The sequence below is a fragment of the Pseudomonas batumici genome (genome assembly GCF_000820515.1).
GTDB lineage: Bacteria > Pseudomonadota > Gammaproteobacteria > Pseudomonadales > Pseudomonadaceae > Aquipseudomonas > Aquipseudomonas batumici.
The window spans coordinates 45,531-72,178 of the sequence record NZ_JXDG01000126.1; the positions used below are offsets into that span (position 1 = coordinate 45,531).

Here is a 26,648-nt window from a genome sequence, read left to right on the forward strand (position 1 = left end):
ACTAAATTTAAAAGAGGTTGCTCTATAGTTAGTTCGAATGGTTATGGTTTTTTTACGGATGCCCCCATTGACAGGATGATCAGCTGGACTAGGATGACAAACCGATTCTCATCTTGGATAGCTAAAATGGACTTAGCACAGCTTTGGGTCTGGGATATTTATTTCTATTCGCTTTTTGCGAAAGCCATGAACATGGAGGATTTTACTGGCATCGCATTGAACGCCATCACTGATCTGAAATTCGATTTCTATGCCTACGGCATGTGTAGCCTCACGCCGTTCATGCGGCCGAAAACCCACCTCTACAGCAACTACCCGGTGGAGTGGGTGGAGCGTTACCAAACCATGAACTACGCGGTGATCGACCCCACGGTGAAGCACAGCCGGTTGTCCTCGACGCCGATCTTGTGGAGCGACGACATCTTCAAGGGCAGCCCTGGCCTGTGGTCTGAGGCCAACGACTCGCACTTGCGCCATGGGCTGGCCCAGCCGTCGTTCAACGCACGCGGTCGCGTGGGGTTGCTGAGCCTGGCGCGTAAAGACAAGAAGATCAGCGCCGAGGAGTTTACGGAACTGGCACCCATCACCAAAGCTTTTGCCGATGCGGCCTATGCCAAGTTGTCGGAACTGGAGGGTGCGTTGGTGCAGGACAATGAAGTCGCGTTTACCGAGCGGGAAAGCGAAGTCTTGCGCTGGACGGCGGATGGCAAGACGTCAGAAGAGATTGGTGTGATCATGGGCGTGTGCACGGATACGGTTAATTACCATCACAAGAATATCCAGCGCAAGATCGGCGCCAGTAACCGGGTGCAGGCGGTGACCTATGCTGTTGCCCTGGGTTATATATGACCCAGGCTTGATCTTTGTTGTGGAACAGGGTTGTCAGGCCTGTTCTGCAACAGGGGCCGGATTATCAGGCGATTTGTTTTAGCGCCTCGGGCACAAAGAACGCTGGTGCAAGACTGCTGAAGTGACGTTTACGCTCCGTTGGCAGTTGTATCGCGACAATCTGTTCATCCTGGTGCCGGATCATTGCGCCGAGGCGTTCATAATGGACACCGTTTTTCCGGTAGTAGCGCTCCATGATCTTGCTGACAATCCCCACGATATATTCGGCGCCTGCGTGATGCGCGGTTTCCAGGCACTTCCAGAACAAGGGCATGGCCAACTCCGGGGTTGAGGTGGTGAAGCGCGTCATTTCCCAGATCAAGGCACTGGCCGGCACGCCTTCGGCGCAGGTGTGGCCGAACACCCCGTCGAGCAGGTTGGGCGCGGTGGTGGGAATCAGCCGGGCACAGCCGATCAGCTCGCGGGCCGGGTTGAGCGCCAGCAGGTAGCGGGCCTGGGCGTGGTCATAGGCGTCCCATTCACAACCCGGCGCATCCGGGGGAAGGGGCAATTGCCAACCCAGCTTCTCGACGAACTGCTGATAGCGGTATTGGCCGAGTGACAACCGCAGGCTGTCGCTCATTGAGGACAGGGTGTGCTCTTCCATGTGCATAGGGGCTTCTCTATCGATAAAGGACGGCGGGCGTCGATTTATATAGAGCAAGCGCTGGGGGGTTGGCACCTACCAGATCTGGTAGGGGGGGCGAACCTGGTCCCTGGGGCCGCCCGAATGATTCAGGTCGAGTTACTTCTCAAGTTCAGCGCGCGCAGTAGCGCATCCACTTGTCCGAATGCATCCTGTTGCCATTGATCAGGTGTTCGTTCGCCCAGGATCTGCGTGTCTTCGACAAACCGGCGCACCGAGGTGGGTCCATAACCTTCGACTGCGTCGAATTTGTCGGCGATGTACCGAAAGCCCTGCTCGCCACTGCCCCGCTCCAATACCGGGCGACACTCGCGAGCTAGCGCCCCAATGCCATCGGGGTAGTTTCGAACGCAATAGTAGATGTCGTAGGCGTCTTTCTGTTTGTGTCGGCCAGCCAGCGCATAGCCCTTCATCGCCAGTAGTGCGGGAATGGAACACACTGCGATTTCTACGCGGTTTTTACCGCCCGTTGGCATCGGACCTTCAATAGCCACCATCTGGTAGAAACGCATTGCCAGGTCAGCGCCATCGGCACGCTGTACTGCGAAGTCACTCAGAATCGGTGGTACGTTGCGCACGATCTCGGCATCGCGAGGCATTAGAAAGTCTACGATCACATCAATGGGAGCATCGCCCTCCTGAACGGTGATCTGGCGGCTCAGTTGAAACCGTCTTAGCTCGCTACGTTGTTGATAGCCATGCCCGATCAACGTACCGATCAATGTTGCGTACTCTCCATCGCCCAATGCCTCGGCATCCAAGCTCAGGTCAATATCCAGCGTTCCCACATGCTGCATGTCCTCATTGGCAAGCAGCAGCCAGGGGACGGCGCCGCCGATAACTGCGAACTTGCCTCGGAAGCTGCCGAGGATCTGGCCGATCTCTACCAGTACGGTTTTGACTGCGTAGGTGGTCCGGTCATCGTAGTCGGCTGCGGATTGCGGCTCTTGCGGTATCACTGGGTCCATCTGAATTTTTCCTGTCGCAGGTAATGGGCGGCTTCTTGTCCGCGCTCCCCTGCGATGGAAAGATCCAGATAGGTTTGGACAGGGTCGGTACACAGGACACCGGGCGAGGGCTCAACCGTATCGAAGAGTAGGGCTTTATCCTTCGGCAAGGTAATGACGATATTGTCTCCTTTGGTAACTGGGGTTAGTTGTAGCGCCTCTTTCAGCACCTCCAGCCCTTGGTGATCGGCATAAAAATGCCATGTGCCGATCCGGGCGTAAGGGGCGATCCAGTTCGCAGCGGAGAACGAAGAGAAACACCCATGGCCCTTTGAATCCTGACTGAACACGTGGCGTGCTGCGTTCTCCAGCAGGGCGCCATGCAAGGGGCTATAGAAGCGCTTCCGCTCGCCAAGTGGTGCTTCGTAGCTTGAGCTCCAAGCGTCCAGCAACTCGTCGGGGGCAGACAGATACAGACCTGAGCTTGTGGTCCGTGCCCATTCCCGATCCAGCAGGGCTGTTCGTACATTGCTGACGTGCCCCAGGCTCACGCCGGTAGCCTCGACCAGCTCAGTGACTCGCCATGCCTTCTCTGGCTCACGCAGCATGGCGCGCAGGAGCTGTGCCGATTTGGGTTTGAACAACGATTTGAGCGCCCGGTGCTCGGTGGCTGGTTTGTCGGTGACCTGGCGTTCGATAAAGACCCCGTCGAACGCTATCCAGGCATTGCCTTGCAGGTCGAGGAACCCCACCTGCCTGTCGCGGCACATCACTCTGGCCGCAGGTGACAGGTAGGGGGCTATAAGTACCGGGATAGCGGTTTTTTCGTGGGCAATGTGTTCATGCAATTGCAGCAGGGCGGTGCGTACGTGTCGCGGTTGCCCGTTGGTCAGCACCTCGCAGACCAATGTACGTGCCATTTTCGCCGTTCTGATGTGTGCGAGCAGGTCGGCAGCGTGGTTCGCCTCGGTAACGTTCTGCCCCAGGCTTTCGATCTCAATGATTGGTACCTGCCTCAGAAGCTGGTGCAAGGCTTCGTGGGCTTGAACGATCATCTCTTTCATAGAAAACCCATATTTCAGCGTATGTTGAAATTAGTTAATTCAGTGAAATAAGTCAAAATTTCACCATTTCTACTCATTTCAACGGTTGCTGAAGGAGTCGATTTTCAAGGTGCACGCTGGGCATACAACATCCGAGGGATCGAACCGATCGCTCGTGTCCATCCGAATATTTCGCAGGTTCACAGTTTCCAGGTGTGACGCGTATAGAGGCTCCGAAAAATAGCTGATCAGGACGGAGCGACGGCGTGCGCCGATTGGGTTCAGACTGCCGGCATGCACCAGATCGGCATCAAATACCAGGATGTCGCCCGCGAAGCCTGAAAGCTGCACGGAGCGGGACTCGTCATTGAAATCGAATGGCGGCTCTCCCTGCCCAGGGCGATGGCTGCCGGGAACGATACGTGTTGCGCCGTTCTCGGGGCCATAATCGTCGAAATAGGCCAGGGCGTTCACTGTGTCGCCAGGCCGTTGGGCCGACAAGTCGCGGTGCAGCTGCTGATGCCCGCCACCGGCAAGGGGCTCGCGGCCCTCCACTTGCGAGAGGAAGAACCGTTCTCCGATCAACTCACCCACCACTGCCAGCACCTCCGGCAGACGACACACCGCCTGAACCTTCGAATCTAAGTCCAACAGCGAATGGCGCCAGTCCATGCCACGCGGCACCGGCCATTGGCTCGACGGCTTCACGCCCGCATCGAACGCGGCGCGAAGGTCACCCAGCCACTCGGCCGGGATTGTGCGACGGAGCAGTACATAGCCATCTCGATGGAGTTGCTCGCGGTCAGTCATAGCTTCCTCGACCAGAAAAGGGACCGATTGATTTTCTGCTTTTGTGGAGCTAAGCCTAGGCTGGCATCTCAGCAAAAAAATCTGCACGCCTGATAACCCCAGGTACCTAGCGGTACGTCATTGCTCCGAAAAAATCTAACTCCATCTTATTGTTTCTACGATATTTAGGGATTTATTGCCGGAGTCTTCCTGCTGCCGGCCCTGGCCTGGCCGCCGGCGAACTAAACTGGTTCTACCTCTGAGGCAGATGTCTCCAGAGAGGTCAGGAGGTGTCAGATGGCCATTAATGATACTTATCGAGAAATTGAACAGACCCTTGGTGTGGTACCGGAGTGGATCAAGCAGATGCCGGCAGGCGGAGCGAGCGGATTCTGGGGGGTGGCCCGGGACTTTTGGCTGGCAGATACCAAAATCCCTAATAAGTACAAGGAACTGATTGGTCTGGCGGTGTCCGGGGCGACCCGCTGCAAGTATTGCGCCCTGTTCCATACCGAAGCCGCGCGCTTGTTTGGCGCGAGCGACGAGGAAATTTCCGAAGCCAGCTTGATGGGGGCGGTGACCATGATGGGCAGCACCTTTATCAACGCCCAGCAGCTCGACTACGAGCAATTCCGGCAGGAAACACTGAGTATCGTCCGGTATGTCAAAGATCACTCGCAACCCAAGGCCGCATAAGCCGTTGCGCGAACCCGCCCTTCGCCAGCTGACGAAGGATCAGTTGATTGCAATCACCAGCGATGGTCCTCGGACCACCGCTCGGTGGCAAGCGGCGGTGATGCGCGCCATCGGCGAACTCATGCAATACGGCGATGCCGCCCGCGAAGAGAACCAGGACCTGCGCATTCCTTTCGCCAAAGCGCTCCATGACCTCTATGCGGGACGCAAGTCCGACGCCGAGCTGACGGAAATGGTGTTGCTGATGCTGGAGGTGGAAACCGCCCCCTTGCTCGGCAACGAGCCCCAGGCGGGAGCGGTATCCGGGAACGATGCCCCCTGATCTGTGTTGGGATGATAGGTTTTCCGTCTGTCCAAGCCCCCTGGCCCACCCTGTCTGTGAATCGGTGCCGCAGGTCTCCTGACGCGCACTATACTTTTATGAAATTTGCCCTGGGGATAGAGGCAATTTTCCAACAGGCTTGGGAGGTGGATGAGTCAGTGACGTAACGCTGCGGTTTGGCGCCGTTGCGTTCGCATGACTACAGGGCAACAGGCGCAGGATGAAGAGAAAATGGCGATAGCAATCATCTTAGTTCTAGTCGTCGTTGCCTCAGTCCTGTTCCACCTGTTCGCGCCTTGGCATTTGACTCCGGCTGCCTCCAACTGGGGATCGATAGACACCACACTGCTGATCACCCTGATCATTACCGGAATCTTTTTCATCGCCATCACGGTATTCATGGCGATCGCGGTATTTCGATTCCGTCACCGGGCAGGTTCCCGGGCGGTCTACCAGCCGGAAAACAAGAAGCTGGAAGGGTGGCTGATCATCGTCACCTCGCTGGGCATCATCGGCATGCTGGCGCCCGGCCTGATCGTCTACAACGATTTCATCCAGGTCCCGAAAGACGCTATCGAGCTCGAGGTGGTCTCCCAGCAGTGGCAGTGGTCCTTTCGCTTTCCCGGCCGCGACGGGAAGTTCGGCAAGTCGGATGTCAAATGGGTCGACGCCACCAACCCCTTCGGTATTGACCGCAATGATCCCGCGGGACAGGACGATGTACTCGTCCTGAACAATGAAGTTCGGCTGCCCATCAATCGGCCGGTAAAAGTCCTGCTGCGTTCCAAAGATGTCATACACAATTTCTATGTTCCGCAGATGCGCGCCAATATGGACATGGTGCCGGGCATGGTGCCCTACTTCTGGTTTACCCCGACCAAACTCGGCAAGTTCGAAGTCCTTTGCCTGGAGTACTGTGGCCTGGGTCATTACAACATGCGGGGTCATCTGATCGTCGAGGAACAGGAGGCTTTCGATCGATGGCTCGCCAGCCAACCGACGTTTGCCCAGACCCTGGCGAGCGCCGCCACGCCCAGCCGGGACAGCCTGCTGGAAAAAGGCCGGCAGCTGGTCGAAAGCCATGGCTGCCGCGCCTGCCATAGCCAGGATGGCAGCGCCAGCCTGGGCCCGAGCTGGAAGGACTTGTATGGCCGCACGGAACAGCTGGCCGATGGCAGCCGCGTTCAGGTCGACGAGACCTACCTCAAGTCGGCCATCCTCGAGCCCACGGCCAGACGGGTCCAAGGCTACCCGCCGGTGATGGTGGCCTATACTTTCACCCAAGATGAGCTGGGCGCCGTGGTGGCCTTCATCAAATCGCTGAGTGCGGCGGGGCAGAAGGAGCAAGTCCCGGCGAGCGAAGCGGCAGGCCCAGGTGATGATCGGGTGGCGCAGGGACAGCGGCTGGCCGGATCGATGGGCTGCCTTGCCTGCCACAGTCTGGATGGCAGCCAGGCTGTCGGCCCAAGCTGGCAGGGCTTGTACGGCAAGATGGAAACCCTGGTGGATGGCACTCAGGTCAAGGTCGACGAGGCCTATCTGAAGGAGTGCGTTCTCACGCCTGCTGCCAGGAGGGTCAAGGGTTATCCCCCGGTCATGCCGGTCTTTACCCCCAGTGACAAGGAACTGGATGCTCTGGTCGCCTTCATCAAGTCGAAAAGCAATGTCGACGCTGATACCGGCAAGGTGGAACCAGGCAAGTCGCCGCAGTAAATAGCCGGAAACACTCCCACGCTCGTTCGGAGGATGTTTTGATGGCTTATGTGGAGCACGCGGAAGCAGCGGTCCTGCACGAACCGAAGAGCTTTATCACGCGCTATATCTGGAGCCAGGACCACAAGGTCATCGCCCTCCAGTATTCCCTGACGGCCATGTTCGTGGGCGTCATCGCCCTGGTGCTGTCCGACCTGATGCGCATGCAGATCGGGTTTCCCGGCAGTCTCTCATTCATGGATGCCGGTACCTACTATCAGGCCGTAACCATGCACGGCATGATCATGGTGATCTATCTGTTGACGGCCCTGTTCCTGGGCGGCTTCGGCAACTATCTGATTCCGCTGATGGTGGGCGCCCGTGACATGGTCTTCCCCTATGTCAACATGCTCAGCTACTGGTTCTACCTGGTCTCGGTGCTGGTGCTGCTCGCCAGCTTCTTCGTCACGGGCGGGCCCACCGGGGCGGGCTGGACACTCTATCCGCCGCAATCCATGACCCAGGGCACCCCGGGTTCCACAGCGGGCATCGTGTTGATGATGGTGTCGCTGGCGATCTTTATCGTGGCCGCCACCATGGGCGGGCTGAACTACGTGACCACCGTGCTGCAGGCCCGCACCCACGGCATGACGTTGTTCCGCATGCCGCTCGCCGTCTGGGGCATCTTCATGGCCTCGGTCATGGCGCTGCTGGCGTTCCCCGCCTTGTTCGTCAGCGCGGTGATGGTGCTGTTCGACAAGTTGCTGGGGACGAGCTTCTTCATGCCGGGAATCATCTCGATGGGGCAGCAGCTCGCGCATCAGGGCGGTAGCCCGATACTGTTCCAGCACCTGTTCTGGTTCTTCGGCCATCCGGAGGTCTACATCGTCGCCCTCCCGGCGTTCGGCCTGGTCTCCGACCTGATCAGCACCCATGCGCGCAAGAACATCTTCGGCTACCGCATGATGGTGTGGGCCATTATCGCCATCGGTGTGTTGAGCTTCGTGGTCTGGGCGCACCACATGTACGTCAGTGGGATGAACCCGTACTTCGGCTTTTTCTTCGCCGTGACCACCTTGGTCATCGCGGTGCCGACCGCGCTGAAAGTCTACAACTGGGTGCTGACCCTATGGCATGGCGACATTCACCTGACGGTGCCGATGCTGTTTGCCCTGGCCTTTATCCTCACCTTCCTGGTCGGTGGCCTGACCGGGTTGTTTCTCGGCAACGTGATCGTGGATATCCCGCTGTCGGACACCTACTTTGTCGTGGCCCACTTCCATATGGTCATGGGGGTCGCGCCGATACTGGTGGTCTTCGGCTCGATCTATCATTGGTTTCCGAAGATCACCGGGCGCCTGCTGAACGACACCCTGGGCAAGCTGCATTTCTGGGTCACCTTCCTGGGGACCTACTGCATCTACTTCCCCATGCATTACCTGGGGCTGCTGGGTATGCCGCGCCGCTACTACAGCTATCCGAACTACGAGTTCATCCCGCAGTCGGCGCAGCAGTTGAATGCGTTCATCACCATCACCGCACTGATTGTCGGCGTGTTCCAGTTGCTGTTCCTCTTCAACCTGTTCTGGAGTGCCTTCAAGGGCAAACCGGCCGGTGGAAACCCCTGGGGCGCGGCCAGCCTGGAATGGCAGACACCGAACACCCCGCCGGTACACGGCAACTGGGGCGAGAAATTGCCGGTCGTGCATCGTTGGGCCTATGACTACAGCGTGCCCGGGATAGAGCAGGACTTCGTTCCACAGACGGTCTCCGCCGAAGCGCTGGAACAGATGAGGCAGCGCACCGCGCAGGCCAGGACGGCGGGCGAAGGACCATGAACAGGCCACTATTGAAAGACACCGCAGGCGGCGACAGCGGAGGTCGCTGGCACCAGCCCCCCGACGACACCCGGGCGCCGGATGGCATCGACCGGGCGAAAACCGCCAAAGTGGGCCTGCGGGTGTTTTTGGGTGTGGTGACCTCGCTGTTCTTTCTCTTGCTGCTGGCCTTCATTACGCGCTCACAAGTGGCGGACTGGCAGCCTCTGACCGAGCCGCTGGCGCCGCTGGCCAGTGCCAGGCCGCTCTGGCTGAACACGATCCTGCTGGCGCTGGGCAGTGTCAGCCTGCAGTGGGCGCGGGTGGCCGCCCGGCGCGGTGCCTTGAATGGGGCCACCCTCGGCTTCGCCTTGGGCGGCGTTTTTGCGATCGCCTTTCTGGGGGGACAACTCTGGGTCTGGAAGCAGTTCGTCGACTGGGGCTATTTCGTCTCCGGCAATCCGGCCAACAGCTTCTTCTACCTGTTGACCGGCGTACACGGGCTGCACCTGCTGGGTGGCCTGGTGGCCTGGAGTCGAGTCGGTGCCCGGTTCCTGCGACGGGTTCCGCTGTCGCAACTGGCGCCCGTCGTGGAGCTCTGCGCCATCTACTGGCACTACCTGCTGGGCGTCTGGATCGTCCTCTTCGCCCTGCTGACCAGCACGCCGGAAACCTATGAAAACATCGCCGCATTCTGCGGTCTGAGGTGAAGCCATGGCATCGCCCCCAGCAGGTCCGGAAGACCCCGGCCTGTCCTTACCGCTGACCCCACCCGATACGCTGGTACCGGGATGGCAGGGCATCGCCAACGACTGGTCCTCGGATCGGGACGCGTTCAAGCAGGTCCCCTGGGGCAAGGCGATGATGTGGATCTTCCTGCTCAGCGACACCTTCATCTTCAGCTGTTTCCTGACCGGCTACATGTCGGTACGCATCAGCACCACCGTCCCCTGGCCGAACCCCAGCCACGTGTTTGCCTTGACCATCGGCGGGGCTGAAATCCCGCTGATCCTGATCGCGATCATGACCTTCGTGCTGATCAGCAGCAGCGGCACCATGGCCATGGCGGTGAATTTCGCCTATCGCCGTGTACGCACTAAATGCGCTGCCCTGATGCTGGCGACCGCGGCCTTCGGTGTGACCTTCGTCAGCATGCAGGCGTTCGAGTGGAGCAAGCTGATTGCCGAAGGCGTTCGCCCATGGGCGAACCCCATGGGGGCCGCGCAATTTGGCGCGAGCTTTTTCATGATCACCGGTTTCCACGGGCTGCACGTGTCAGCCGGCGTCATTTACCTCTCCATCGTGGCATTCAAGGTCTTGCGCGGAGACTACGAGCGCTCCGGAAACTATCAGATCGTCGAGATAGCCGGGCTGTACTGGCACTTCGTGGACCTGGTGTGGGTGTTCATCTTCGCGTTGTTCTATTTATGGTGAGTCGGTAGAGGAGTGCTGGCGATGGCGCATGCACAAGGTCAACAACATCCACTCAGCCTGTACCTGAAGATCTGGGGATTGTTGTTCGTACTCAGTACCCTGTCCTATCTGGTCGATTATTTTCACTTCCAGGGCTACTTCAGGTGGTCGCTGATTCTGGTGCTGATGTTGTTGAAGGCCGGCCTGATCGTCTCCGTCTTCATGCACATGGCCTGGGAACGCCTGGCGATGGTCTACGCCATACTGGTGCCGCCCTTGTGCCTGTTGGTGCTGGTAGGACTGATGGTGGCAGAGGCGGACTACGTGTTCTTCACCCGTGGAGTGTTCCTCGGGCCATGACAGGCTTCCGCCTCCGGCGTACTCGAACAGCGTCCTATATCGTTCGCTTGAACTGATGCCATCGATACAGCCAGGCCACTATCCAATGGGGCGCCGCTGGGCCGCTACCGGCCGCTTGCAGCTGTGGGTGATGTTGGATGACCCGATCCAGGGTCGACTCCTGATTGGGTTCAACATCGACGAAGAAAATATACTCGCCCTCTTTTACCCGCTCTTTCAGCTTGCGGAAGTGGGCATTGGGCACCTGGATACCAAAAAAGCCGCCTTCCCAGATAGAGAAGCCCAGTATCACGATGGTCAGGAAGACGAACGGCATCCAGCCTGCCGCGGTTTCGGTCCAGCCTGCCAGATAGGCGCCCCCCAGCACCAAGGCGGCTAGCGGTACGCCAATGACCGCGCCAATCTCGCCAGAACGGACAACATCCTGCTTCATGAATGAGTTCACATCATGCAGGTGATGCTGTTCCACGTCGGCATCCCGATCGCTGAGCACATGAATCTGTTCGGTACTGATACCACTGGTTTCCAGTTCGCTTTCAACGGTTTCCAGGTCGTCGAGATTATCGCTGATGTAAAAGTGTCGGTTCATGAGTCACCTCCTACCGGCTATCCGCAGGGGTCCCCGTTTTCTGCAGTCGTTATCTGAAATTCCAGATCGTTATCCTGTCTCTCTGGATAACCTTGCACGCTCACTGTCACGCAAAAAGTATAGCACCCGCCTTTGCAACGCCTTGGCCGCCCGGAGGCCGTAGCGGTTCCTTGCCGGTTGTCTAGAATCTAATAAGAGGTCGGGTCGTCCCCGCAGCGACTACCCCAGGAGGTTTCTCGCCATGAACACCTTAACCATCAAAAGCTGGTGCAAAGCCAGTAGCGATCAACGGTCCATCCCGATGGGGGAGATCCATTTCCACGTCAATGACGACGACCATTTGCGTATGGAGGAGGCCGAAGAACATCTGCAGCAGACCCACGAGCCCGAAGTGATGATCGATGTAGATATGACCACCATGGAGTTGATCACGCCTGAGGAATGCGGCCCTTTGTCCGATTGCCAGCTGCGCGTCTATTTGAGCGCAGGTGACCAGCGCGGCCAGTTCCACCTGGTCGGGCATCGGGCGAGCGACGGCAGCCTGATCTATACCAACGCGGTGATGATCGATCAGTTGGGTTGATTCCCCGGCGAAGGGGAAAAGCCAGACAGGTGAATGAGCCCGGTCCGGGAGCCCGTCAACGTCGTGCCGATGCTTGGCCGTCCGCAGGGTTGATGGGCTCTAACCTAACTAACTACAACACATTCCCAATAAGTGGATATTGGGTTATTGAAAACAAACTGCAACATCACAGCCTGCCTTCACAAATTAGCGCGGACCTGCGCGACACCACACCCTGTTCTCTCTGATGTTTAGGCCGTTCTTTGCATATTGAGTCCGGTACTTGCCGGGTGCGTATCTGATCCGAAAACAAATGCCTCTTGTTGGTGCGTGGGCGGCACTATTGGAGGGCGCTGCAATAGTTTAGATGTTCTTACATATACCAACTAATATGCTTAATTGTGCAAGATACAATGTAGAAAATATTTATTGTCGGGGCTTTTTTTCACTAGACATCCGCTCTGGGGCTCGCCTATATTCGCTCTGCCCTATAGCCAAGGAAGTGCTTGAAATGAGTCTCCGGCAATTGCATTCCTCTCATTCAAAATGGGAAGCAGTGTTTGGCTTCTCCCGTGCAGTCGAAGTTGGCGACACACTGTATATATCCAAGACCGGCCCTCTGGATTCCAACGGAGAAATAACCGCGACAGGTGTTGCCGAACAGACACGCATAGTGCTTGAAAACATCTCTCGAGTTCTCGAACAAGCAAACTTCAAACTTGAAGATGTCATACAGAGTCGCCTGTACTTGACCGAGATTGATAAGTGGCAGGAAGCCGCAACCGTACATGGAGAGTACTTTCAAGACATCCGGCCGGCCTTCACGTTGCTTCACGTGCTGCCATTCCCCGAGCGGAAGATGATCGTTGCCATGGAAGTCGTGGCCTGTCGTCAACAGACCGCCCATATCCCGGAGTCAGCATGAACGCCCGCCTATCGCCCTTCTTTACAGTTTTTGCCACCGTGGCCGCGGGAACAGCCATGGCCAGCAACTACTTGCTGCAACCGGTATTGCCTGCCGTGGCCGACACCCTGGGGATCGACGTGTCCAGTGCCGGGCTCATCGCCGCCAGCACCCAGATCGGCTACATGCTCGGCATATTGCTGATCGTTCCTCTGGGGGATGTGTTCGACAAGCGCACGCAGATCATCTGGCAATTCCTGATACTGGGCGCCGCGATCTGGCTTGCCGCGCTTTGCACATCCCCAGCCTTGTTTTTCCTGGCCTGCATCGTGATCGGCATGATGGCGACCAATGCCATTCAACTCAATGCACTGGGTTTTCAGTTGAGTGAAAAAGGCAGCACGGTCGGCACCATAACCATGGGAATCAGCGCAGGCATTCTGCTGGCGAGGTTCGTGGGAGGAGCCATCGCCCAGGCAAGGGGCTGGCAACACATGCTGATGTGCACCGCGGTCCTGATGCTGACGCTGGCGGTGGCGGGAGGGGTGGCGATGCCTTCTTCCCCGCCCCGGGGAAAAACCGCCTATCGACAAGTGCTCGCAAGCCTGCCGGGGCTGCTGGGGCGATACGCCCTCCTGAGGGAGTCGGTCATGGTGGGTGGGGCGTGGTTCTTTGTCTTCAGCATGCTTTGGGTCGCCTTGATGCTGCATTTGCAGGCCGCTCCGATCAACCTTGACCCCACCGCCACCGGGCTGTTTGGCCTGGCCGGGCTTGCCGGACTGCTGATGGCCCGCTACGCCGGTGCCCTGGCAGATCAGATCGGGAGTCGCGCCGTCATTACATTGGGGCTGTTGCTGGTGCTCGGGGGCGTGGCGATCCTGTACCTGTTTCCCCATTCCATTTCGGGGCTGGTGATCGGAGTCGTTCTGTTCGATCTGGGCTGCTTTTCAGCGCAAGTCGCGAATCAGACCCGGGCACTTCGGCTTGAACCCAACTTGCGCAGCAGTTTGTTTGCCGTCTACATGTTCTGTTATTACGCGGCGGGTGCCCTGGGTTCATTATCGGCCGGTTATATTTACCAACAATCAGGGTGGCGTGGCATCTGTATAAGCGCGTTCATCGTGACGGCGATGGGTCTTGCAATCACCTGGAAAAATAACAAAAACACCTCTCTCAATATACAAACTGTCAAATAGCGTTAGCGTAACAAGACGTCCCCTGCTCCAAATAACTTAGCTTGCCAGACGGAAAGTTATGCGTCTGGTTGTGCCCATGCATCCGCACTACTGGAGATGACTGTTATGTTCACCATGCAATTATTGGCGATTCTGCTCGTCAGCCAGTTGTTAGGGGGGTTGGCACAACGCATAGGCCAATGCCGGGTGGTGGGAGAAATTACCGCAGGCATTTTGCTGGGCCCCACTTTCCTGCAGCCGTTCCTTCAATCACTGGGTGTACAGTCTTCGTTGTTTGCCGCCGAAAACATTAGCTGGATCAGTACGTTGGCCGAACTGGCACTGGTCTTGTTGATGTTTGAAGTGGGCATGCATATCGCTCCGGGCGACAGTCATCGCAATCATCAGGAAAACAAGTCTGCGCTCAGAGTGGCCATTGCCGGTCTCGTGCTGCCCTTTATCACGGGCATCGTTGTGGCCTGGTACGCACATCCCGTGCTGGCGCCCGGTTTCGACAAGCCGTCCTTCATCGTTTTCTGCGGCATTGCGCTGGCCGTGTCCGCGCTCCCTGTCATGATTCGCATCGTCGAGGACCTGGGGATCGGCCATCTGCCGGCGGTGGTTGTCACGCTTCGGGCCGCCGTACTGACCGACATTGCAGGCTGGCTCGCCCTGGGCGCCGTCATTGTATTCGCCGCCTTTCACCACGACCTGAAACGGGTTGCGCTGTTCGGGTTCTGCCTGCTGTTGGGGGTTGCCGGCTACATCGCCCTGTCATTGCAATGGGTCGAGCGGATGCTGGCCAGACTTGACGCGTCCGACTATCCGCGACACCTGCCATGGATACTGTGCTATCTGCTGGCCAGTGCCTGGATCACCATGCACCTGCAACTGCACGCCGGGATCGGCGCCTTGCTGGCGGGCGCCATGATCAGCCGCGCCCCGGGTTTCGCACAGTACTGGAACCGGCAGATCGGCGGTTTCCTGAGGGTTTTCCTGCTACCGGTCTTCTTCGCCAGCGCCGGGCTCAAGACCTCACTGACAACCGCCGGCAATGCGGTGGAACTCCAGTGGTTGCTGATCTTTCTGGTCGCGGCCTTCGTCAGCAAGTTTCTCGGCGCCTACATCGGCGCTCGCCACAGCGGCTTCTCCTACCGCGATGCCACATTGACGGGGGCGTTGATGAATACCCGCGGCCTGATGGAGCTGGTCGTACTGTCCATCGGCCTGGAACTGCACCTTATTTCCCCGACTGTTTATAGCCTGCTGGTGACCGTGGCGCTGATCGTCACGGCAACGACCACGCCCCTGGTTCGTCGAGTGACGCAACGCAACACCCGAGTATTTGCCCGACCCGCCATCGCGGAAAAAAACTTCAACTGATGCAATGACCCTTGTGGAGCTAAACATGACTCAGCTTAATGCCATTCTTGTAGCCAATAAGATCAAGGAAATCATCTCCGAGCGTCTCGACTTGGACATTCCGATTTCGGGAATCAATGAGACCGCGGGCCTGGCATCGGAAGTGGGTGTTGATTCCATCGGTTTCATCGAACTCAAGTTCCAGTGTGAAGAGGAGTTCAAGATCCAGATTGATGAAGAAGAGTTCGTGCCCGAGCACTTCTTCAGCGTGCACACCTTGTCCAGCTTCATCATTGAAAAGTCCGGGGCGCTGCAACAATGAACAGCCTCGTCAATATCGGGCAAAGAGAAGACTTCATTTCTCCCGGCCAACTGGAAAATATTTCCACCACCGCCAGTGTGGGCGAGCGCGTCGATGCGGGCCGACGCTATCAGGAGTACCTGGCGTACTGGGCGGTCCAATCGCTGCCTGCGGGCCAGGTGGTACTGATCGCCCTCCCCAACAGCCCCGATCTGCTGGCCATGTTTGCGGCTGTCTTGAACAGCGGATATGTCCCGGCCTTGATCGCCCCGACCACCCCCGGGGAGCGGATCGCGCAAATGATCGGGGATTTCAGCGCCGGCGCACTGGTTCGGTCGGCCACTCATGAAGCCGCCTGGGCCGGCTACGGGATAAGCAAGGCGCAGGACCTTGGGCGCTGGCAGGTCGGACAGGTGCCGAACGCGCCGCTGCCGGTCACACAACCGGGCCAGGTCGTCATCGCCACTTCAGGGACGTCACGGGCTTTCAGCAGCGGTTGCGTTCACTGGTACAGCGCCTTGCAGACCAACGCGCTGCGCCATGCCCGCAGCATCGGCCTCGACCGCACTGACCGCATTCTGGTCAACCTGCCGATGTACTACTCGACGGCACTGGTCGCCCAGACCATCGCGGCGTTGGAACTGGGCGCGCACCTGGTCATCAGCGGCCCTCCGTTTCTGGTGCCCACCTACCTGGAAGACATCCAGGAACATCGCATCACGGCCAGTTCCGTGACGCCGGTGTTGCTGCGTCAGATCAACGCCCATTCACAGCCCCTCCCAGCGTGCCTGCGTCTGCTCACTGTCGGTGGCGACCTCGCCGCTGCGGCGGAGGTGAGCCATTGCATGGCCGTCAATCCCGGGCTTGAGCTGTACCTGACTTACGGCATCAGCGAAGCCGGTCCGCGGGTGTCGACTTGCGCGGCGCATCGGGTGTCGGCCCAGCGGCTGAGTTCGGTCGGGCTGCCTCTGGACGGTACCCAGGTCATGCTCCTGCGTCCGAGCGAGGACAGCCTCGAAGGCGAGTTGCTGGTGAGCTCGGATACCTTGCTGACCAAGAAGATCGGTCAGGACAGCCACACACCGATCATCGAACGGGACGGCAAGCGTTGGCTGAAAACCGGCGACATCTTCAGCCAGGATCATGAAGGTTATCTGTACTTCAAAGGCCGCAACTCGGACTTCATCGTCATCCGCGATGAAAAAGTGAACCTGGGCGCGATCAAGCAGATGTGCAAGCGCGTACCCGGTGTTCTGGCCTGCAGAACCGAAGTGGTCAGCGACGCCTCGGTGCTGGCGGGATTTCAACTGGAACTGACCGTTGACCGGGAAGTGGTTCAGGAAAACCAGGGCGACCATTTCAAGACCCGTCTTCTGAAACAGCTCAAACACTATGAGCGGCCGCTGGCGATAGCGCTGCTGCATCGCGACGCCCTGAGCATGACGAACCACAAGTAAGGATCCTTCATGAACAGTCATACCCAATCACTGGCCCGGCAAGTCATCGCGCTACACGATCTTCGTTCGATTGAAGACATCATGGCCAACGTCCCCTTGACCTTGTGTCACGTCCTGCAAGAGCCCGATGTCTTCAAAACCTACGCGCCCGAGATCGTTCGCCTGAAGTACCCGAAAGACGAATGGGCGCAGCACATAGAGCGCTATGAACATTACCGCGATAACGTCATCGCCACGTTGTGTGTGGATGACTACCTTCAGGCCATGCTCGAGCCCCATAGCCGTCTGCCCTGTTTCTGTTCGCAAATGGCGGATGTCGCCGGAACGTTGCTGCATGTCATAACCGGCGAGCGTGTCTACGCCGTGCGCAACATCTTCGTGAACTATCTGTATCTACCCCAGCGCTGGCACTGCATCAACGCCGTGGTCAGGGAGCAACGCATCCGTTACTTCGACGTGTCCGCCTACGCCCAGGTACTGGACAAGCCAAGACGCAAAGTTGTCCATCCCGGCGAACTTGAAGGCTTCAATGCCGCCGACATCGCACCGCACTTCATTCACAGCGAGCGGTGGCTTCAAAAAGAACCCTTTGTTCGTCATATCGAACTCAAGGGAAAACACATTGAAGACAACTTCTACCCGTCGCCCGTCAGCGGCAAGCCGATCGACGAGTTTCAACGAACTTTCAATTGAAATCGGTTGCTCAGCCCTGGGGCTGGCAACTCTTCACTCCTGCGCAATAGGTATGAGGTCGCGATCATGGACATCAGATCAAACGTCGTCGTTGTTACGGGTCTGGGATGGAACACCGCGTTGGGTGACGACGTGGATGCCGTCACTGAGCGTCTGCTCGACGGGCAGTCAGGCATACGGCCGCTGCCCAGTGAATTACGGCTTAAAAATGACCGTGCCGCCTACCTTGAGGATGTCGGCAACCCCGACCGCAAGGCGCGACTGATCGAACTCACCACGCAGTCCGTCAAGTCTGCGCTGAGCGACGCCAGGATCGATGTGCAAACGCCGAATCCGCACGCCTTCCTGATCATCGGCACCAGCCTGGGTTACCGGCTCGATAGCGAAGAGTTCCACCAGGATCCCCTGCACCAATGGACCGATGAAGTGGGCGCCCGGGTCGGCATGACTCCGTTGGCACTGTCGACCGCCTGCTCGTCGGGCTCCGATGCCATTCTGCTGGGCGCCCACCTGATTCGCTCGGGACAGGCCGACTTGTGCGTTTGCGGGGGCGCCGACGTATTGGGGGATGCCAAGCGGTTGGCACACACCGCGCTGGGCACGCTTTCCTCGACCACCTTGAAGTCATTCGATCAAAGCCACGACGGCACCCTGCTCGGCGAGGGGGCAGGGTTTGTCGTGCTGCAGCGTCAAGGTCTGGAGAGGCACAAGCCCTATGCCTATCTGGTCGGATGCGGAGCCTCCAACGACGCCGCCGGCCTGACCGCACCGGATGAGACGGGGGCCGGCATTCGCCTGGCGCTGGATCGCGCGCTGGCGGAGGCCGACCTGAGCCGTAACCAGGTCAGCCTCATCAATGCCCACGGCTCGGGCACCCACACCAATGATCGGGTCGAAAGTGCCGCCTACAACGAGTACTTCGGCGATTACCACCCACTGGTCTTCGCGACCAAGGGCGCCTTCGGGCACACCCTGGGAGCTACGGGCGCCCTTGAGGCCATTGCCCTGATCAAGGCCTTGCAGACCCAGAGTGTCCCTCCGGTTTTCGGCCTGCAGCAACCGCTGCCGGATCTGGAGTTCGACCTGCCGATCCAGAAGCCGGCCCGCACCCGCGGCAATGTGGGCCTGAGTCTGACCATCGGTTTTGGCGGTTTCAACACCGCCCTGGTGTTCCAGCGCTTTGACCAATAAGGCCGCCCGAGGATCTGAGATGAAAACAATCGATATCAGCAACGCCAACTCGCTGACCTATTCGGATCTCGACGAAACCCTGCGTCGTGGCCTCAAGAGTGCGGATCCCCTGGTCTTCAGTGTGCTGGAGAGCGTCAACGCCTTGCAGCAGCGCCACCTCGGTGCACTGGATGCCCATCGGCGCAATGTGGGCATGATCCAGTACGGGAGCGCCTTTCCAAGCCACCTGACCGCCAGGATCGTCAGCGATATCCAGACGCGCAGCCGTGTTTCCCCGGTCGACTTCATCAACGCCAATGCCGGCGCGCCGCTCTCCATCTGCTGCACCCGGTACGGCTTCCAGGGGCCGACCCTGGTGCTGACGATGCCCGGAACCACGGCCCGGCCCATTGCCGACAGCCTGGCGCAGCACTGGCTGCAAAGCGGCCAGGCCGACTACCTGTTTTTGTGCCGTGCCGAGTTCGGCCCCGATCGTGCGATCGAGGTCGAAACCCAGCTCGTTTGTTTGTGACTGTTCCCTTCGCCCTCCACGTTGAGAAATCGAAAAATGCAAAACCAGACTTTTGATGTTGCAATCATCGGTAGCGGTATCGCAGGCACCATGCTGGGCGCGATTCTGGCCAGTCAAGGCGTCAAGACTGTCATCATCGATGCGGGCACCCATCCGCGCTTCGCCGTGGGCGAGTCGATGGTGCCGGAAAGTGCCGTGCTGCTGAAAATCCTCGCCAAGCGCTACGGCATTCCGGAGCTGGCTTACCCTGGCGAACTCAATTCATTGATCAAGCACGTCGGCTCATCGAGTGCCGGCATCAAACTGGCCTTCAGCTTCGCCTGGAACGGCAAGAACCAGGAGCACAATCCGCTGGATGTCGTGTCCACGCCCGTCATCGCCCCGGAAGCCCACTTGTTCCGCCAGGACGTCGATGCCTACTACCTGGCGCTGGCAGCCCGCCTGGGCGCCACCATCCGCCAACAGGTGCGCATCCAGGACATCGAGGAACTCCCCGATGGCATGCTGCTGAACCTGGGCAATGAGCAGATCCAGGCCAGTTATGTGGTCGACGCCGCCGGTTATCGGTCGCCTATCGCCGATAAGTTCGGATTGCGCAAGGGGGCGCGGGAGATGCAGGCGCGCACCCGTTCGCTGTTCACCCACATGACCGGTGTGAAGCTGTATGAAGAGGTGGTGGCCGGTACCGACGTCACGGGGTCGCCGACGCCGCTGGCGCAAAGCACCCTGCACCATATGTTCGAAGGCGGCTGGCTGTGGATCATTCCGTTCGACAACCACCCGCATTCGACCAACACCCTGTGCAGCGTTGGCCTGCAAGTGGATATCGACAAGCACGGGCCCGCGGTCGATCCGGAAGAAGAATTCCAGCGTTTCCTCGCCGAACACCCGACCGTGGCGCGGCATTTCGAAGGCGCCGCCCGTGTCCGCGAGTGGACCGTGGCACCGCGACTCAACTACACCAGCCGGGAAAGTGTGGGCGACCGCTACTGCCTGCTGGGGCATGCGGTGGGGTTTGTCGATCCGTTGTTTTCACGCGGCCTGGTCAACACCTACGAGTCGATTGCCCGTGTGGCGCCGGCGCTCATCGACGCCGTGAAGACCAATACCTGGGACAAGACCGACTTCCTCGGCTATCAGGATTACAGCCTGGAAGTGGTCAGGATCAATGACCGCCTGGTTGCCAACTCCTTTACCGCATTCGACAGCTTCCCGCTGTGGAACGCCTGGTTCCGGGTGTGGATCAGCGGCAGCTACATCGGCGTGCTGCGCCTGCGCAAGATCTACGCGGACTACCTGGCCGATGGCGACAACGAAAAGTTGCGCCTGGCCTTTGAAAACGCCACCTACGCCGGCCACCTTTCGATAGAAAGCCATGCCTACGAGGCGCTTTTCGAGCAAGCCTGCACGGCCATGGAAAGCTACGCGGCAGGTGGTCAAAGCGAAGCGCAGACCATCGAGGTGCTGCAGAAGCTGTTCGACGAAAACCGCGAGCACCTGCCTATTGATTTCGCGGACTTCTCCAACCGCTTCCTGTCCCGTGCCAGCCAGCCGTTCGCCGACTCGCTGCTGATGTGGGCACACAACGCGCCCGGCGGTATCAAGCCGCTGTTCGATCGAGGTACGACACCGATGAAATTCGACTTCCTCGACAGCTATCGATACGGCGACCGCGAAGCACTGAACAAGGCGGCCGACCTGGCACTGGTCGAATGGCGCAAGCGCTGATCCGACCCTGAAGCAGCCCGGCACGCGAGCCCCGCCCGTGCCGGGATCTGCACCGCCTACCTACCGGAGGACACCCTATGCAGAGTGAGTTCCCGTCATTGGACGCCCGTCGGCAGTCCGCCGTGGCCCGCGGCATCAATCAGCTTCATCCCGTCTACGTCCAAAGCGCCGACAATGCGCGGCTCATCGATGCCAACGGCAAAAGCTACATCGACTTCGCCGGCGGCATCGCAGCCCTCAATACCGGGCACTTGCACCCGCGCGTGGTCGAGGCCGTGCAGGCCCAGCTGCAACAGTTCTCGCACACCTGCTTCGCGGTCACGCCCTACGAGAGCTACATCAGTGTCTGCGAGCGCATCAACCGGTACATGCCGGGCCCGTTCGACAAACGCAGCGTGCTGTTGACCACAGGATCGGAGGCGGTGGAAAGCGCCATCAAAGTGGCGCGTGCCGCCACGGGACGTACCGGCGTCATCGCATTCACCGGGGCCTACCATGGCCGGACGTTCCTGACGATGGCCATGACCGCCAAGGTTTCACCGTACAGCTCCGCGATGGGGCTGATGCCGGGCCATGTCTATCGCGCACTGTTCCCTGACGCCTCCAGTGGGGTCGACACGGAGCAGGCACTGGCCAGCCTGGAGCGGATTTTCTACTGCGATGCGGCCCCGACCGATATCGCGGCGATTGTCATCGAGCCGGTTCAGGGCGAGGGCGGTTTCCATGTTGCGCCAGCGCCGTTCATGGCGGCCCTGCGGGCCATCTGCGACAGGCACGGCATCGTGTTGATCGCCGATGAGGTGCAATGCGGCGCAGGGCGCACGGGTACGTTCTTCGCCATGGAGCAGATGGGTGTCCATGCGGATCTGATCGTGTTCGGCAAATCGGTGGCCGGCGGCTTGCCGCTGTCGGGCGTGGTCGGCCGTGCGGACCTGATGGACAGCATCGGCCCCGGCGGGCTGGGCGGTACGTATGCCGGGAACCCCCTGGCCTGTGCCGCCGCCCTGGCCGTGCTGGACGTGATCGAGCAGGACCAGTTGCTGAGCAAGGCCGTGTCCCTGGGCGACCTGCTGACCCAGGTGCTTGCCGAAACCACTAGCGGATTGGGCGTCAGTTGCCGGATCCGCGGACTCGGCGCGATGGTTGCGCTGGAGCTTTTTGACGATCCGCAGCAACGCGTGCCCGCCACCGACACGACCCGCCAGCTGGTCAGGCAGGCGCAGCAACGGGGATTGCTGCTGCTTTCCTGTGGCCCGCGCAACAACGTCATCCGTTTTCTGATGCCGTTGACGATCGACACGCAATCGCTGGCCGATGGCCTGTCGATCCTGGGTCAATGCCTGGCGTCCATCAAGGGCATTTCATCATTCGTTTGAGAAGGGAACATCGATGAGCACCATAGCTACGGATAAGCGCGCCCTGCGCAATGCCTACGGCCAGTTCGCCACGGGCATCTGCATCGTGACGACCCTGGATCTCCTGGGCCAGCCTACCGGCTTGACGGTCAACAGTTTCAACTCCGTATCGCTGGAGCCGGCACTGGTACTGTGGAGCCTTCGCAAGGAGTCCTGGAGCGCGGCAGCCTTCCAGGCCGCCGACAGCTTCGCCATCAATGTGCTTTCGCAGGGGCAACAGGAGGTCAGCGACCGCTTTGCCAAACCGTTGCCCGACAAGTTCCACAACGTCGGCTTTGCGCTGGGCAAGCACAACATGCCCCTGATTCACGGGGCCATCGCTCAGTTCGAATGCCTGAAGTACCGGCAACTGGATGGTGGCGACCATTGGATATTCCTGGGCGAGGTGCTCGACTTCAACCATGCTCAGGGTGATCCCCTGATTTTCCACGGTGGCCGCTATGCCACGGCTCAGCTCGCCGCCACGCCCGCCTGAGAACGCCCCGGGGGCAGCGGATCGAGCGCTGCTCCCTTGGCATAGGCGGCCAGCACTTCTTCGCGGGCTGCGATGCGCTGCAGATAATCGGCGACGTGGGGCAATCCGCGGATATCCACGTTCAACTGGGCGTGGATGCGCAGCCAGGGATAGATGGCCATGTCGGCAATCGAGTAGGCCGGACAGATGAACTCGCGTCCCGCCAAGGCTTTTTCCACCGTGTTGAAGAGGTGTTCGGTCTGTGCCTGGTAGCGGGATCTGGCGTACTGATGGTCTTCGCCATTCTGGTGAATGAAGTGATAGTTCTGCCCCGCCATCGGCCCCAGGCTGCTGATCTGCCAGGCCAGCCAGTGGAGCACCGCATAGCGTTCGGGCCCCGCCGACGGCAGGAACCGCGAGTGTGTTTCAGCCAGGTACTGAAGAATGGCAGCGGACTCGGGCAGGGTCAGTGCCTGCTCGTGGTCAACCAGCAGCGGAATTTTTTCATGGGGGGTCAATCGGGCGAAATCCGGCTGGTGTTGCTCGCCCTTCGTCAGGTTTATCCGGCGGATTTGATAAGGAACGCCAAGTGCCTCCAGCATGATCAGTATCTTGTGACCATTGGCCGTAGGCGCGAAATAGAGTGTGTACATGGCAGCGGCTCGCACAAGCCAGGAATGGCAGGCTGGAAGTCGGCGCGGTCGAGTCCGGCTCGAACCGCGCCTGCGCTCAGGCAATCGGGTAACGTTTGAACAGATCGGTCTGTTCCAGACGCGCCGCATGGGCCTTGAGGGTCGGGAAGTCGTCGGCCTTGATGACGTCGGGAATCATCAATTGCATGAACGACCAGGCCACGGCGCTGGTGAGGGCGGCCTGATTGGGCCGCTCGCCTGGCGTCGGTTGCGCCGCCAGTAGCTTGTCCAGTTCAGCGCAGGCCGCCAGCAGTTGCCGGGTGACGCGTTCAACCCAGGGCTGGTGCAGCTTCTCCGCCGGACGAAGATTATGTTCATAGACGATCTGGACGGTTTTCTCGCACGCCGCCAGCGCCAGTCCCACCGTGCGCAAGGCATTGGCCAATGCCTGCGGTTGCTGCGGCAACAGCTTGGCAGCGGGCGCGCCGAGGGTTTCGAAGTAGTCGATGATCAGCGTCGAGTCCATCAGCACGGAACCGTCGTCGAGTAACAGGCTCGGGGCCTTGACGACCGGATTGATCCTGGAGAACGCCTCGAAGGTGCTGAACACCGACAGCGGATCATGTTCGAATTTGACCCCCAAGAGATCCAGGGAAATGGCCACCCGGCGAACGTAGGGTGAATCCAGCATACCGATAAGTTTCATCCATCACTCTCCTTAGTTGAGTTTGATCTGCAGTGCCAATGTCCGGCGCTTGAACAGATTGGCCAGCCGCCATGAACGCAAGTCCAGGTGCCGCTCGGAAAGAGCGTCGGCCGGCGCCAGCTGCAATGTCCCCTCACCGTCGATCAGCGCAAGCCCTGCCGACAGTTTCACCCGCTCACCGGGACCAATCGAGAAGTCGACGCCGTCGGTGCTGATCCAATGCGTGCCACTCACCGCCCGTGTATAAATATCCTGGGCGAAACGAACCGAGAGTAGCTGCGCCTTGGCCAGTGAAACCTGCAGCCATTGTTGCTCATCGCAACCGGATCTGCCCATTGTCGTTTGCCGTGCACCCCATGCGTCGTCCATCGCATCAGTCCTCCTGCGGATCAGAGACTTCACTATCTCTTACAATAGAGAGAACTGGCAGGCTATAGTATCGGTATTTTTTACCATAAGTAGTAAGAATAAGTTACATGTCGAGCATTCCTCCTATCACCTGTTTACGCAGTTTCGAAGCGGTTGCAAGGCTGGGCAGCGTCACTGCTGCCGCCAAGGAGCTGCATGTCACCCATTCGGCCATCAGCCAGCAGATCAAAGTGCTGGAAGAGATGATCGCGGTCACCCTGTTCGTCCGTGAGGGACGGGGCTTGCGGGTCAGCGAAGACGGGCGTCTGTACGCCCTGCAGATCCGTGAGGCGCTGAGCGGGATCGCCGAAGCCACGCGGCTGATCAAGACCCAGCCCAAATCCACGGAGCTGGTGGTCGCCGTCCTGCCATCGTTCGGGTTCAGTTGGCTGTTGCCACGCCTGCCCCGGTTCCAGCGCTTGCAACCGCACATCAGCATTCGCCTGCAGGCGAGCCTGGCGGTATCGAACCTGACTCGAGAGTCGGTCGACGTCGGTATCCGCATGGGCAAGGGCGAGTGGGACGGAGTGGAGCAGCGTCTGCTGTTCCACGACGAGACGGTCGTGGTGGCCGCTCCGCATTTCAATGGCGGGGTGCTACCGCGGACCTCCGAAGAGATCGTTGAGAGCAACATCATCTTCAACATGGAATCGTGGCGGCCATGGTGCCAGGCGGCGGGGCTGGATATCGACGTTCCGCGCATAGGCCTTTGCAGCAACGACTCCAACCTGGTGCTGCAGGCCGTACGCCTTGGCCAAGGCATTGCGCTGGAGCGCCGCAGCCTTGTGCACGACGCCATCCAGCGGGGAGAGCTGGTGCAACTTTCCGAGTTCACGGCGCCTTACCCCTATCCCTACTGGCTGGTGCTGCCCAACCGGGAGCGTTCGGAAGCCAAGCAGCGGGAATTTTCCAGTTGGCTGGCCAGTGAAGTCGATGACTACCTGAATGAACTGAACCCTGGAAAAAACGAAACGGAGTGAGCATGGATCTGCACCTGAGCGGCAAGCGTGTGGTCATCACCGGTGGAAGCAAAGGGATAGGACTGGCTTGTGCCCTGGCTTTTGCGGCAGAGGGCGCCAGGGTGGCGATCGTTTCCCGCGACCGCGCCAACCTGGAGGCCGCGGAGGCCGAATTCGCCAGGCGCCGCTTGCAGGTGATCACTCATGCACAGGATCTGGCATCGGCCGAGGGCTGTGCGTCGACCATGGCGGTTCTTGAAGAGGCACTGGGGCCGCTCGACATCCTGATCAACTGTGCAGGCGCGGCGAAGAAGCACTCGATCGATACACTGGAGCCGGCCCACTTCCACGCGGCGCTGGCGGCCAAGTTCACGCCCTACCTGAACATGCAGCACGAGGCGTTGCAGTGTTTTCGACGCCAGCGTGCCGCCGGCTCACGGGAGGACAAGGCCATCGTGAACATCATCGGCATCGGCGGCCGCCATGTCATGGCCAACCATCTGGCCGGAGGGCTGGCGAACGCTGCGCTGCTGTTTCTCAACGCCGGCCTGGCCAACGCCCATGCTTCAAACGCCATACGCATCAACGCAATCAACCCCGGCCTGACGCTGACCGAGCGCACGGAAAACACCCTGGCCTTCGAAGCGGGTCTTGGCGGCTCAACCGTGCAGGAAGTGTTGAAAGCCAAAGAGGCCGCGTTGCCTATCGGTCGGCTGGCGAAACCGGAGGAAATTGCCGATGTCGCGCTTTTCCTGGCCAGCCCGCGAGCCAGTTATGTGACCGGTGCGGTGATCGATATGGACGGAGGCCTGCATCCATCACTTTAGCGCCGCGATCGTTGGTGATTTCTGGATAAACCATCCAGCAATGCAGCGCTGATCCAAACCCGTGGTGTCCCGGCTGTCTTTTCGGCAAAAGCGGCAGCCACCGAAAACGGCGGCTGCAAATGGAGGTTGCATTTCATGCGTGCGGTGGGCTGTACAACCTA

Annotated in this window: 30 protein-coding genes; 22 read left to right on the forward strand and 8 right to left on the reverse strand. The window is 59.4% G+C overall.

Annotated features, from left to right (window positions below; all coding sequences use genetic code 11):
* Nucleotides 1-192 precede the first annotated feature (192 nt).
* Entirely contained in the window at nt 193-849 is a 657-nt protein-coding gene (locus UCMB321_RS29230; protein WP_209437223.1) for an autoinducer binding domain-containing protein, read from the forward strand.
* Nucleotides 850-913: 64 nt separating this feature from the next.
* Here the strand turns inward: UCMB321_RS29230 and UCMB321_RS29235 are convergent, their stop codons facing one another.
* The 4 genes from UCMB321_RS29235 to UCMB321_RS29250 all read right to left on the reverse strand — a co-directional run bounded on the left by UCMB321_RS29235 (nt 914) and on the right by UCMB321_RS29250 (nt 4,334).
* Nucleotides 914-1,501, reverse strand: coding sequence for an acyl-homoserine-lactone synthase (locus UCMB321_RS29235; protein ID WP_040072135.1), 588 nt, complete (start codon nt 1,499-1,501; stop codon nt 914-916).
* A 122-nt stretch (nt 1,502-1,623) separates the two neighbouring features.
* On the reverse strand, nt 1,624-2,502 hold the full coding sequence (locus UCMB321_RS29240) for a nucleotidyl transferase AbiEii/AbiGii toxin family protein (protein ID WP_040072136.1): 879 nt from the start codon (nt 2,500-2,502) through the stop codon (nt 1,624-1,626).
* A complete protein-coding gene (locus UCMB321_RS29245) occupies nt 2,490-3,545 on the reverse strand; it encodes a type IV toxin-antitoxin system AbiEi family antitoxin (protein WP_040072137.1) in 1,056 nt (351 codons plus the stop codon). Before UCMB321_RS29245 ends, UCMB321_RS29240 begins: the two co-directional genes overlap by 13 nt.
* A 78-nt stretch (nt 3,546-3,623) precedes the next feature.
* Nucleotides 3,624-4,334 carry a phytanoyl-CoA dioxygenase family protein gene (locus UCMB321_RS29250; RefSeq protein ID WP_052451387.1) on the reverse strand — a complete coding sequence of 237 codons (711 nt, stop codon included), beginning with the start codon at nt 4,332-4,334 and terminating at the stop codon, nt 3,624-3,626.
* Between the two features lie 276 nt (nt 4,335-4,610).
* Here UCMB321_RS29250 and UCMB321_RS29255 point away from each other — a divergent pair, with 276 nt between their 5' ends.
* From UCMB321_RS29255 to UCMB321_RS29285, 7 genes are all read left to right on the forward strand, one after another.
* Nucleotides 4,611-5,009: a carboxymuconolactone decarboxylase family protein gene (locus UCMB321_RS29255; protein ID WP_040072138.1), complete on the forward strand. Its 399-nt coding sequence runs from the start codon at nt 4,611-4,613 to the stop codon at nt 5,007-5,009.
* Between the two features lie 43 nt (nt 5,010-5,052).
* The gene (locus tag UCMB321_RS29260; RefSeq protein WP_040072161.1) at nt 5,053-5,331 is read left to right on the forward strand and encodes a hypothetical protein; all 279 of its coding nucleotides are present in this window, start codon (nt 5,053-5,055) and stop codon (nt 5,329-5,331) included.
* Nucleotides 5,332-5,562: 231 nt separating this feature from the next.
* A complete protein-coding gene (locus tag UCMB321_RS29265; protein ID WP_040072139.1) occupies nt 5,563-7,044 on the forward strand; it encodes a cytochrome c oxidase subunit II in 1,482 nt (493 codons plus the stop codon).
* A 41-nt stretch (nt 7,045-7,085) separates the two neighbouring features.
* Nucleotides 7,086-8,861, forward strand: coding sequence for a cytochrome c oxidase subunit I (locus UCMB321_RS29270; protein ID WP_040072140.1), 1,776 nt, complete (start codon nt 7,086-7,088; stop codon nt 8,859-8,861).
* Nucleotides 8,858-9,550: a cytochrome c oxidase subunit 3 gene (locus UCMB321_RS29275; protein ID WP_040072141.1), complete on the forward strand. Its 693-nt coding sequence runs from the start codon at nt 8,858-8,860 to the stop codon at nt 9,548-9,550. The genes UCMB321_RS29270 and UCMB321_RS29275 overlap by 4 nt, the downstream gene beginning before the upstream one ends.
* A 4-nt stretch (nt 9,551-9,554) precedes the next feature.
* Nucleotides 9,555-10,274, forward strand: coding sequence for a heme-copper oxidase subunit III family protein (locus tag UCMB321_RS29280; protein WP_040072142.1), 720 nt, complete (start codon nt 9,555-9,557; stop codon nt 10,272-10,274).
* A 21-nt stretch (nt 10,275-10,295) separates the two neighbouring features.
* Nucleotides 10,296-10,613, forward strand: coding sequence for a cytochrome C oxidase subunit IV family protein (locus UCMB321_RS29285; RefSeq protein WP_040072143.1), 318 nt, complete (start codon nt 10,296-10,298; stop codon nt 10,611-10,613).
* 34 nt (nt 10,614-10,647) lie between these two features.
* Here UCMB321_RS29285 and UCMB321_RS29290 read toward each other — a convergent pair whose 3' ends face one another.
* Nucleotides 10,648-11,202 carry a hypothetical protein gene (locus tag UCMB321_RS29290; protein ID WP_040072144.1) on the reverse strand — a complete coding sequence of 185 codons (555 nt, stop codon included), beginning with the start codon at nt 11,200-11,202 and terminating at the stop codon, nt 10,648-10,650.
* 241 nt (nt 11,203-11,443) lie between these two features.
* Here UCMB321_RS29290 and UCMB321_RS29295 point away from each other — a divergent pair, with 241 nt between their 5' ends.
* From UCMB321_RS29295 to UCMB321_RS29350, 12 genes are all read left to right on the forward strand, one after another.
* Nucleotides 11,444-11,785, forward strand: a complete 342-nt coding sequence (locus UCMB321_RS29295; protein WP_040072145.1) for a hypothetical protein — start codon at nt 11,444-11,446, stop codon at nt 11,783-11,785.
* Between the two features lie 490 nt (nt 11,786-12,275).
* The gene (locus UCMB321_RS29300) at nt 12,276-12,689 is read left to right on the forward strand and encodes a RidA family protein (protein WP_040072146.1); all 414 of its coding nucleotides are present in this window, start codon (nt 12,276-12,278) and stop codon (nt 12,687-12,689) included.
* A complete protein-coding gene (locus UCMB321_RS29305; RefSeq protein ID WP_040072147.1) occupies nt 12,686-13,864 on the forward strand; it encodes an MFS transporter in 1,179 nt (392 codons plus the stop codon). The genes UCMB321_RS29300 and UCMB321_RS29305 overlap by 4 nt, the downstream gene beginning before the upstream one ends.
* A 105-nt stretch (nt 13,865-13,969) precedes the next feature.
* A complete protein-coding gene (locus UCMB321_RS29310; RefSeq protein ID WP_052451388.1) occupies nt 13,970-15,226 on the forward strand; it encodes a cation:proton antiporter in 1,257 nt (418 codons plus the stop codon).
* Between the two features lie 25 nt (nt 15,227-15,251).
* Nucleotides 15,252-15,527, forward strand: coding sequence for an acyl carrier protein (locus UCMB321_RS29315; RefSeq protein WP_052451389.1), 276 nt, complete (start codon nt 15,252-15,254; stop codon nt 15,525-15,527).
* Nucleotides 15,524-16,963: a class I adenylate-forming enzyme family protein gene (locus UCMB321_RS29320; RefSeq protein WP_052451390.1), complete on the forward strand. Its 1,440-nt coding sequence runs from the start codon at nt 15,524-15,526 to the stop codon at nt 16,961-16,963. Before UCMB321_RS29315 ends, UCMB321_RS29320 begins: the two co-directional genes overlap by 4 nt.
* Nucleotides 16,964-16,972: 9 nt before the next feature.
* Complete coding sequence (locus UCMB321_RS29325) at nt 16,973-17,656, forward strand: hypothetical protein (protein ID WP_040072148.1); 684 nt, start codon at nt 16,973-16,975, stop codon at nt 17,654-17,656.
* Between the two features lie 66 nt (nt 17,657-17,722).
* Complete coding sequence (locus tag UCMB321_RS29330) at nt 17,723-18,847, forward strand: beta-ketoacyl-[acyl-carrier-protein] synthase family protein (RefSeq protein WP_040072149.1); 1,125 nt, start codon at nt 17,723-17,725, stop codon at nt 18,845-18,847.
* A 19-nt stretch (nt 18,848-18,866) separates the two neighbouring features.
* Nucleotides 18,867-19,358: a hypothetical protein gene (locus UCMB321_RS29335; RefSeq protein ID WP_052451391.1), complete on the forward strand. Its 492-nt coding sequence runs from the start codon at nt 18,867-18,869 to the stop codon at nt 19,356-19,358.
* 36 nt (nt 19,359-19,394) lie between these two features.
* Nucleotides 19,395-21,086 carry an NAD(P)/FAD-dependent oxidoreductase gene (locus tag UCMB321_RS29340; protein ID WP_040072150.1) on the forward strand — a complete coding sequence of 564 codons (1,692 nt, stop codon included), beginning with the start codon at nt 19,395-19,397 and terminating at the stop codon, nt 21,084-21,086.
* 77 nt (nt 21,087-21,163) lie between these two features.
* Nucleotides 21,164-22,462 carry a 4-aminobutyrate--2-oxoglutarate transaminase gene (gene gabT, locus UCMB321_RS29345; protein WP_040072151.1) on the forward strand — a complete coding sequence of 433 codons (1,299 nt, stop codon included), beginning with the start codon at nt 21,164-21,166 and terminating at the stop codon, nt 22,460-22,462.
* Between the two features lie 13 nt (nt 22,463-22,475).
* Nucleotides 22,476-22,976 carry a flavin reductase family protein gene (locus UCMB321_RS29350; RefSeq protein WP_040072152.1) on the forward strand — a complete coding sequence of 167 codons (501 nt, stop codon included), beginning with the start codon at nt 22,476-22,478 and terminating at the stop codon, nt 22,974-22,976.
* Here the strand turns inward: UCMB321_RS29350 and UCMB321_RS29355 are convergent.
* The 3 genes from UCMB321_RS29355 to UCMB321_RS29365 form a co-directional block, all read right to left on the reverse strand.
* Entirely contained in the window at nt 22,952-23,608 is a 657-nt protein-coding gene (locus tag UCMB321_RS29355) for a glutathione S-transferase family protein (RefSeq protein WP_052451392.1), read from the reverse strand. The genes UCMB321_RS29350 and UCMB321_RS29355 overlap by 25 nt on opposite strands.
* Before the next feature lie 76 nt (nt 23,609-23,684).
* Complete coding sequence (locus UCMB321_RS29360) at nt 23,685-24,293, reverse strand: glutathione S-transferase (protein WP_040072153.1); 609 nt, start codon at nt 24,291-24,293, stop codon at nt 23,685-23,687.
* Between the two features lie 12 nt (nt 24,294-24,305).
* The gene (locus UCMB321_RS29365; protein ID WP_157016107.1) at nt 24,306-24,662 is read right to left on the reverse strand and encodes a hypothetical protein; all 357 of its coding nucleotides are present in this window, start codon (nt 24,660-24,662) and stop codon (nt 24,306-24,308) included.
* Nucleotides 24,663-24,769: 107 nt separating this feature from the next.
* Here UCMB321_RS29365 and UCMB321_RS29370 point away from each other — a divergent pair, with 107 nt between their 5' ends.
* Nucleotides 24,770-25,681, forward strand: a complete 912-nt coding sequence (locus UCMB321_RS29370; RefSeq protein ID WP_040072155.1) for a LysR substrate-binding domain-containing protein — start codon at nt 24,770-24,772, stop codon at nt 25,679-25,681.
* 2 nt (nt 25,682-25,683) lie between these two features.
* The gene (locus tag UCMB321_RS29375) at nt 25,684-26,487 is read left to right on the forward strand and encodes an SDR family NAD(P)-dependent oxidoreductase (RefSeq protein WP_040072157.1); all 804 of its coding nucleotides are present in this window, start codon (nt 25,684-25,686) and stop codon (nt 26,485-26,487) included.
* The last annotated feature ends 161 nt before the right edge of the window (nt 26,488-26,648 follow it).

Excerpts from the sequence above, each read along its gene's own strand:
- UCMB321_RS29230 (WP_209437223.1), top strand. The coding sequence starts at position 193 with ATGGAGGATTTTACTGGCATCGCATTGAACGCCATCACTGATCTGAAA.
- UCMB321_RS29235 (WP_040072135.1), bottom strand. The coding sequence starts at position 1,501 with ATGCACATGGAAGAGCACACCCTGTCCTCAATGAGCGACAGCCTGCGG.
- UCMB321_RS29240 (WP_040072136.1), bottom strand. The coding sequence starts at position 2,502 with ATGGACCCAGTGATACCGCAAGAGCCGCAATCCGCAGCCGACTACGAT.
- UCMB321_RS29245 (WP_040072137.1), bottom strand. The coding sequence starts at position 3,545 with ATGAAAGAGATGATCGTTCAAGCCCACGAAGCCTTGCACCAGCTTCTG.
- UCMB321_RS29250 (WP_052451387.1), bottom strand. The coding sequence starts at position 4,334 with ATGACTGACCGCGAGCAACTCCATCGAGATGGCTATGTACTGCTCCGT.
- UCMB321_RS29255 (WP_040072138.1), top strand. The coding sequence starts at position 4,611 with ATGGCCATTAATGATACTTATCGAGAAATTGAACAGACCCTTGGTGTG.
- UCMB321_RS29265 (WP_040072139.1), top strand. The coding sequence starts at position 5,563 with ATGGCGATAGCAATCATCTTAGTTCTAGTCGTCGTTGCCTCAGTCCTG.
- UCMB321_RS29270 (WP_040072140.1), top strand. The coding sequence starts at position 7,086 with ATGGCTTATGTGGAGCACGCGGAAGCAGCGGTCCTGCACGAACCGAAG.
- UCMB321_RS29275 (WP_040072141.1), top strand. The coding sequence starts at position 8,858 with ATGAACAGGCCACTATTGAAAGACACCGCAGGCGGCGACAGCGGAGGT.
- UCMB321_RS29280 (WP_040072142.1), top strand. The coding sequence starts at position 9,555 with ATGGCATCGCCCCCAGCAGGTCCGGAAGACCCCGGCCTGTCCTTACCG.
- UCMB321_RS29285 (WP_040072143.1), top strand. The coding sequence starts at position 10,296 with ATGGCGCATGCACAAGGTCAACAACATCCACTCAGCCTGTACCTGAAG.
- UCMB321_RS29290 (WP_040072144.1), bottom strand. The coding sequence starts at position 11,202 with ATGAACCGACACTTTTACATCAGCGATAATCTCGACGACCTGGAAACC.
- UCMB321_RS29295 (WP_040072145.1), top strand. The coding sequence starts at position 11,444 with ATGAACACCTTAACCATCAAAAGCTGGTGCAAAGCCAGTAGCGATCAA.
- UCMB321_RS29300 (WP_040072146.1), top strand. The coding sequence starts at position 12,276 with ATGAGTCTCCGGCAATTGCATTCCTCTCATTCAAAATGGGAAGCAGTG.
- UCMB321_RS29305 (WP_040072147.1), top strand. The coding sequence starts at position 12,686 with ATGAACGCCCGCCTATCGCCCTTCTTTACAGTTTTTGCCACCGTGGCC.
- UCMB321_RS29310 (WP_052451388.1), top strand. The coding sequence starts at position 13,970 with ATGTTCACCATGCAATTATTGGCGATTCTGCTCGTCAGCCAGTTGTTA.
- UCMB321_RS29315 (WP_052451389.1), top strand. The coding sequence starts at position 15,252 with ATGACTCAGCTTAATGCCATTCTTGTAGCCAATAAGATCAAGGAAATC.
- UCMB321_RS29320 (WP_052451390.1), top strand. The coding sequence starts at position 15,524 with ATGAACAGCCTCGTCAATATCGGGCAAAGAGAAGACTTCATTTCTCCC.
- UCMB321_RS29325 (WP_040072148.1), top strand. The coding sequence starts at position 16,973 with ATGAACAGTCATACCCAATCACTGGCCCGGCAAGTCATCGCGCTACAC.
- UCMB321_RS29330 (WP_040072149.1), top strand. The coding sequence starts at position 17,723 with ATGGACATCAGATCAAACGTCGTCGTTGTTACGGGTCTGGGATGGAAC.
- UCMB321_RS29335 (WP_052451391.1), top strand. The coding sequence starts at position 18,867 with ATGAAAACAATCGATATCAGCAACGCCAACTCGCTGACCTATTCGGAT.
- UCMB321_RS29340 (WP_040072150.1), top strand. The coding sequence starts at position 19,395 with ATGCAAAACCAGACTTTTGATGTTGCAATCATCGGTAGCGGTATCGCA.
- gabT (WP_040072151.1), top strand. The coding sequence starts at position 21,164 with ATGCAGAGTGAGTTCCCGTCATTGGACGCCCGTCGGCAGTCCGCCGTG.
- UCMB321_RS29350 (WP_040072152.1), top strand. The coding sequence starts at position 22,476 with ATGAGCACCATAGCTACGGATAAGCGCGCCCTGCGCAATGCCTACGGC.
- UCMB321_RS29355 (WP_052451392.1), bottom strand. The coding sequence starts at position 23,608 with ATGTACACACTCTATTTCGCGCCTACGGCCAATGGTCACAAGATACTG.
- UCMB321_RS29360 (WP_040072153.1), bottom strand. The coding sequence starts at position 24,293 with ATGAAACTTATCGGTATGCTGGATTCACCCTACGTTCGCCGGGTGGCC.
- UCMB321_RS29365 (WP_157016107.1), bottom strand. The coding sequence starts at position 24,662 with ATGGACGACGCATGGGGTGCACGGCAAACGACAATGGGCAGATCCGGT.
- UCMB321_RS29370 (WP_040072155.1), top strand. The coding sequence starts at position 24,770 with ATGTCGAGCATTCCTCCTATCACCTGTTTACGCAGTTTCGAAGCGGTT.
- UCMB321_RS29375 (WP_040072157.1), top strand. The coding sequence starts at position 25,684 with ATGGATCTGCACCTGAGCGGCAAGCGTGTGGTCATCACCGGTGGAAGC.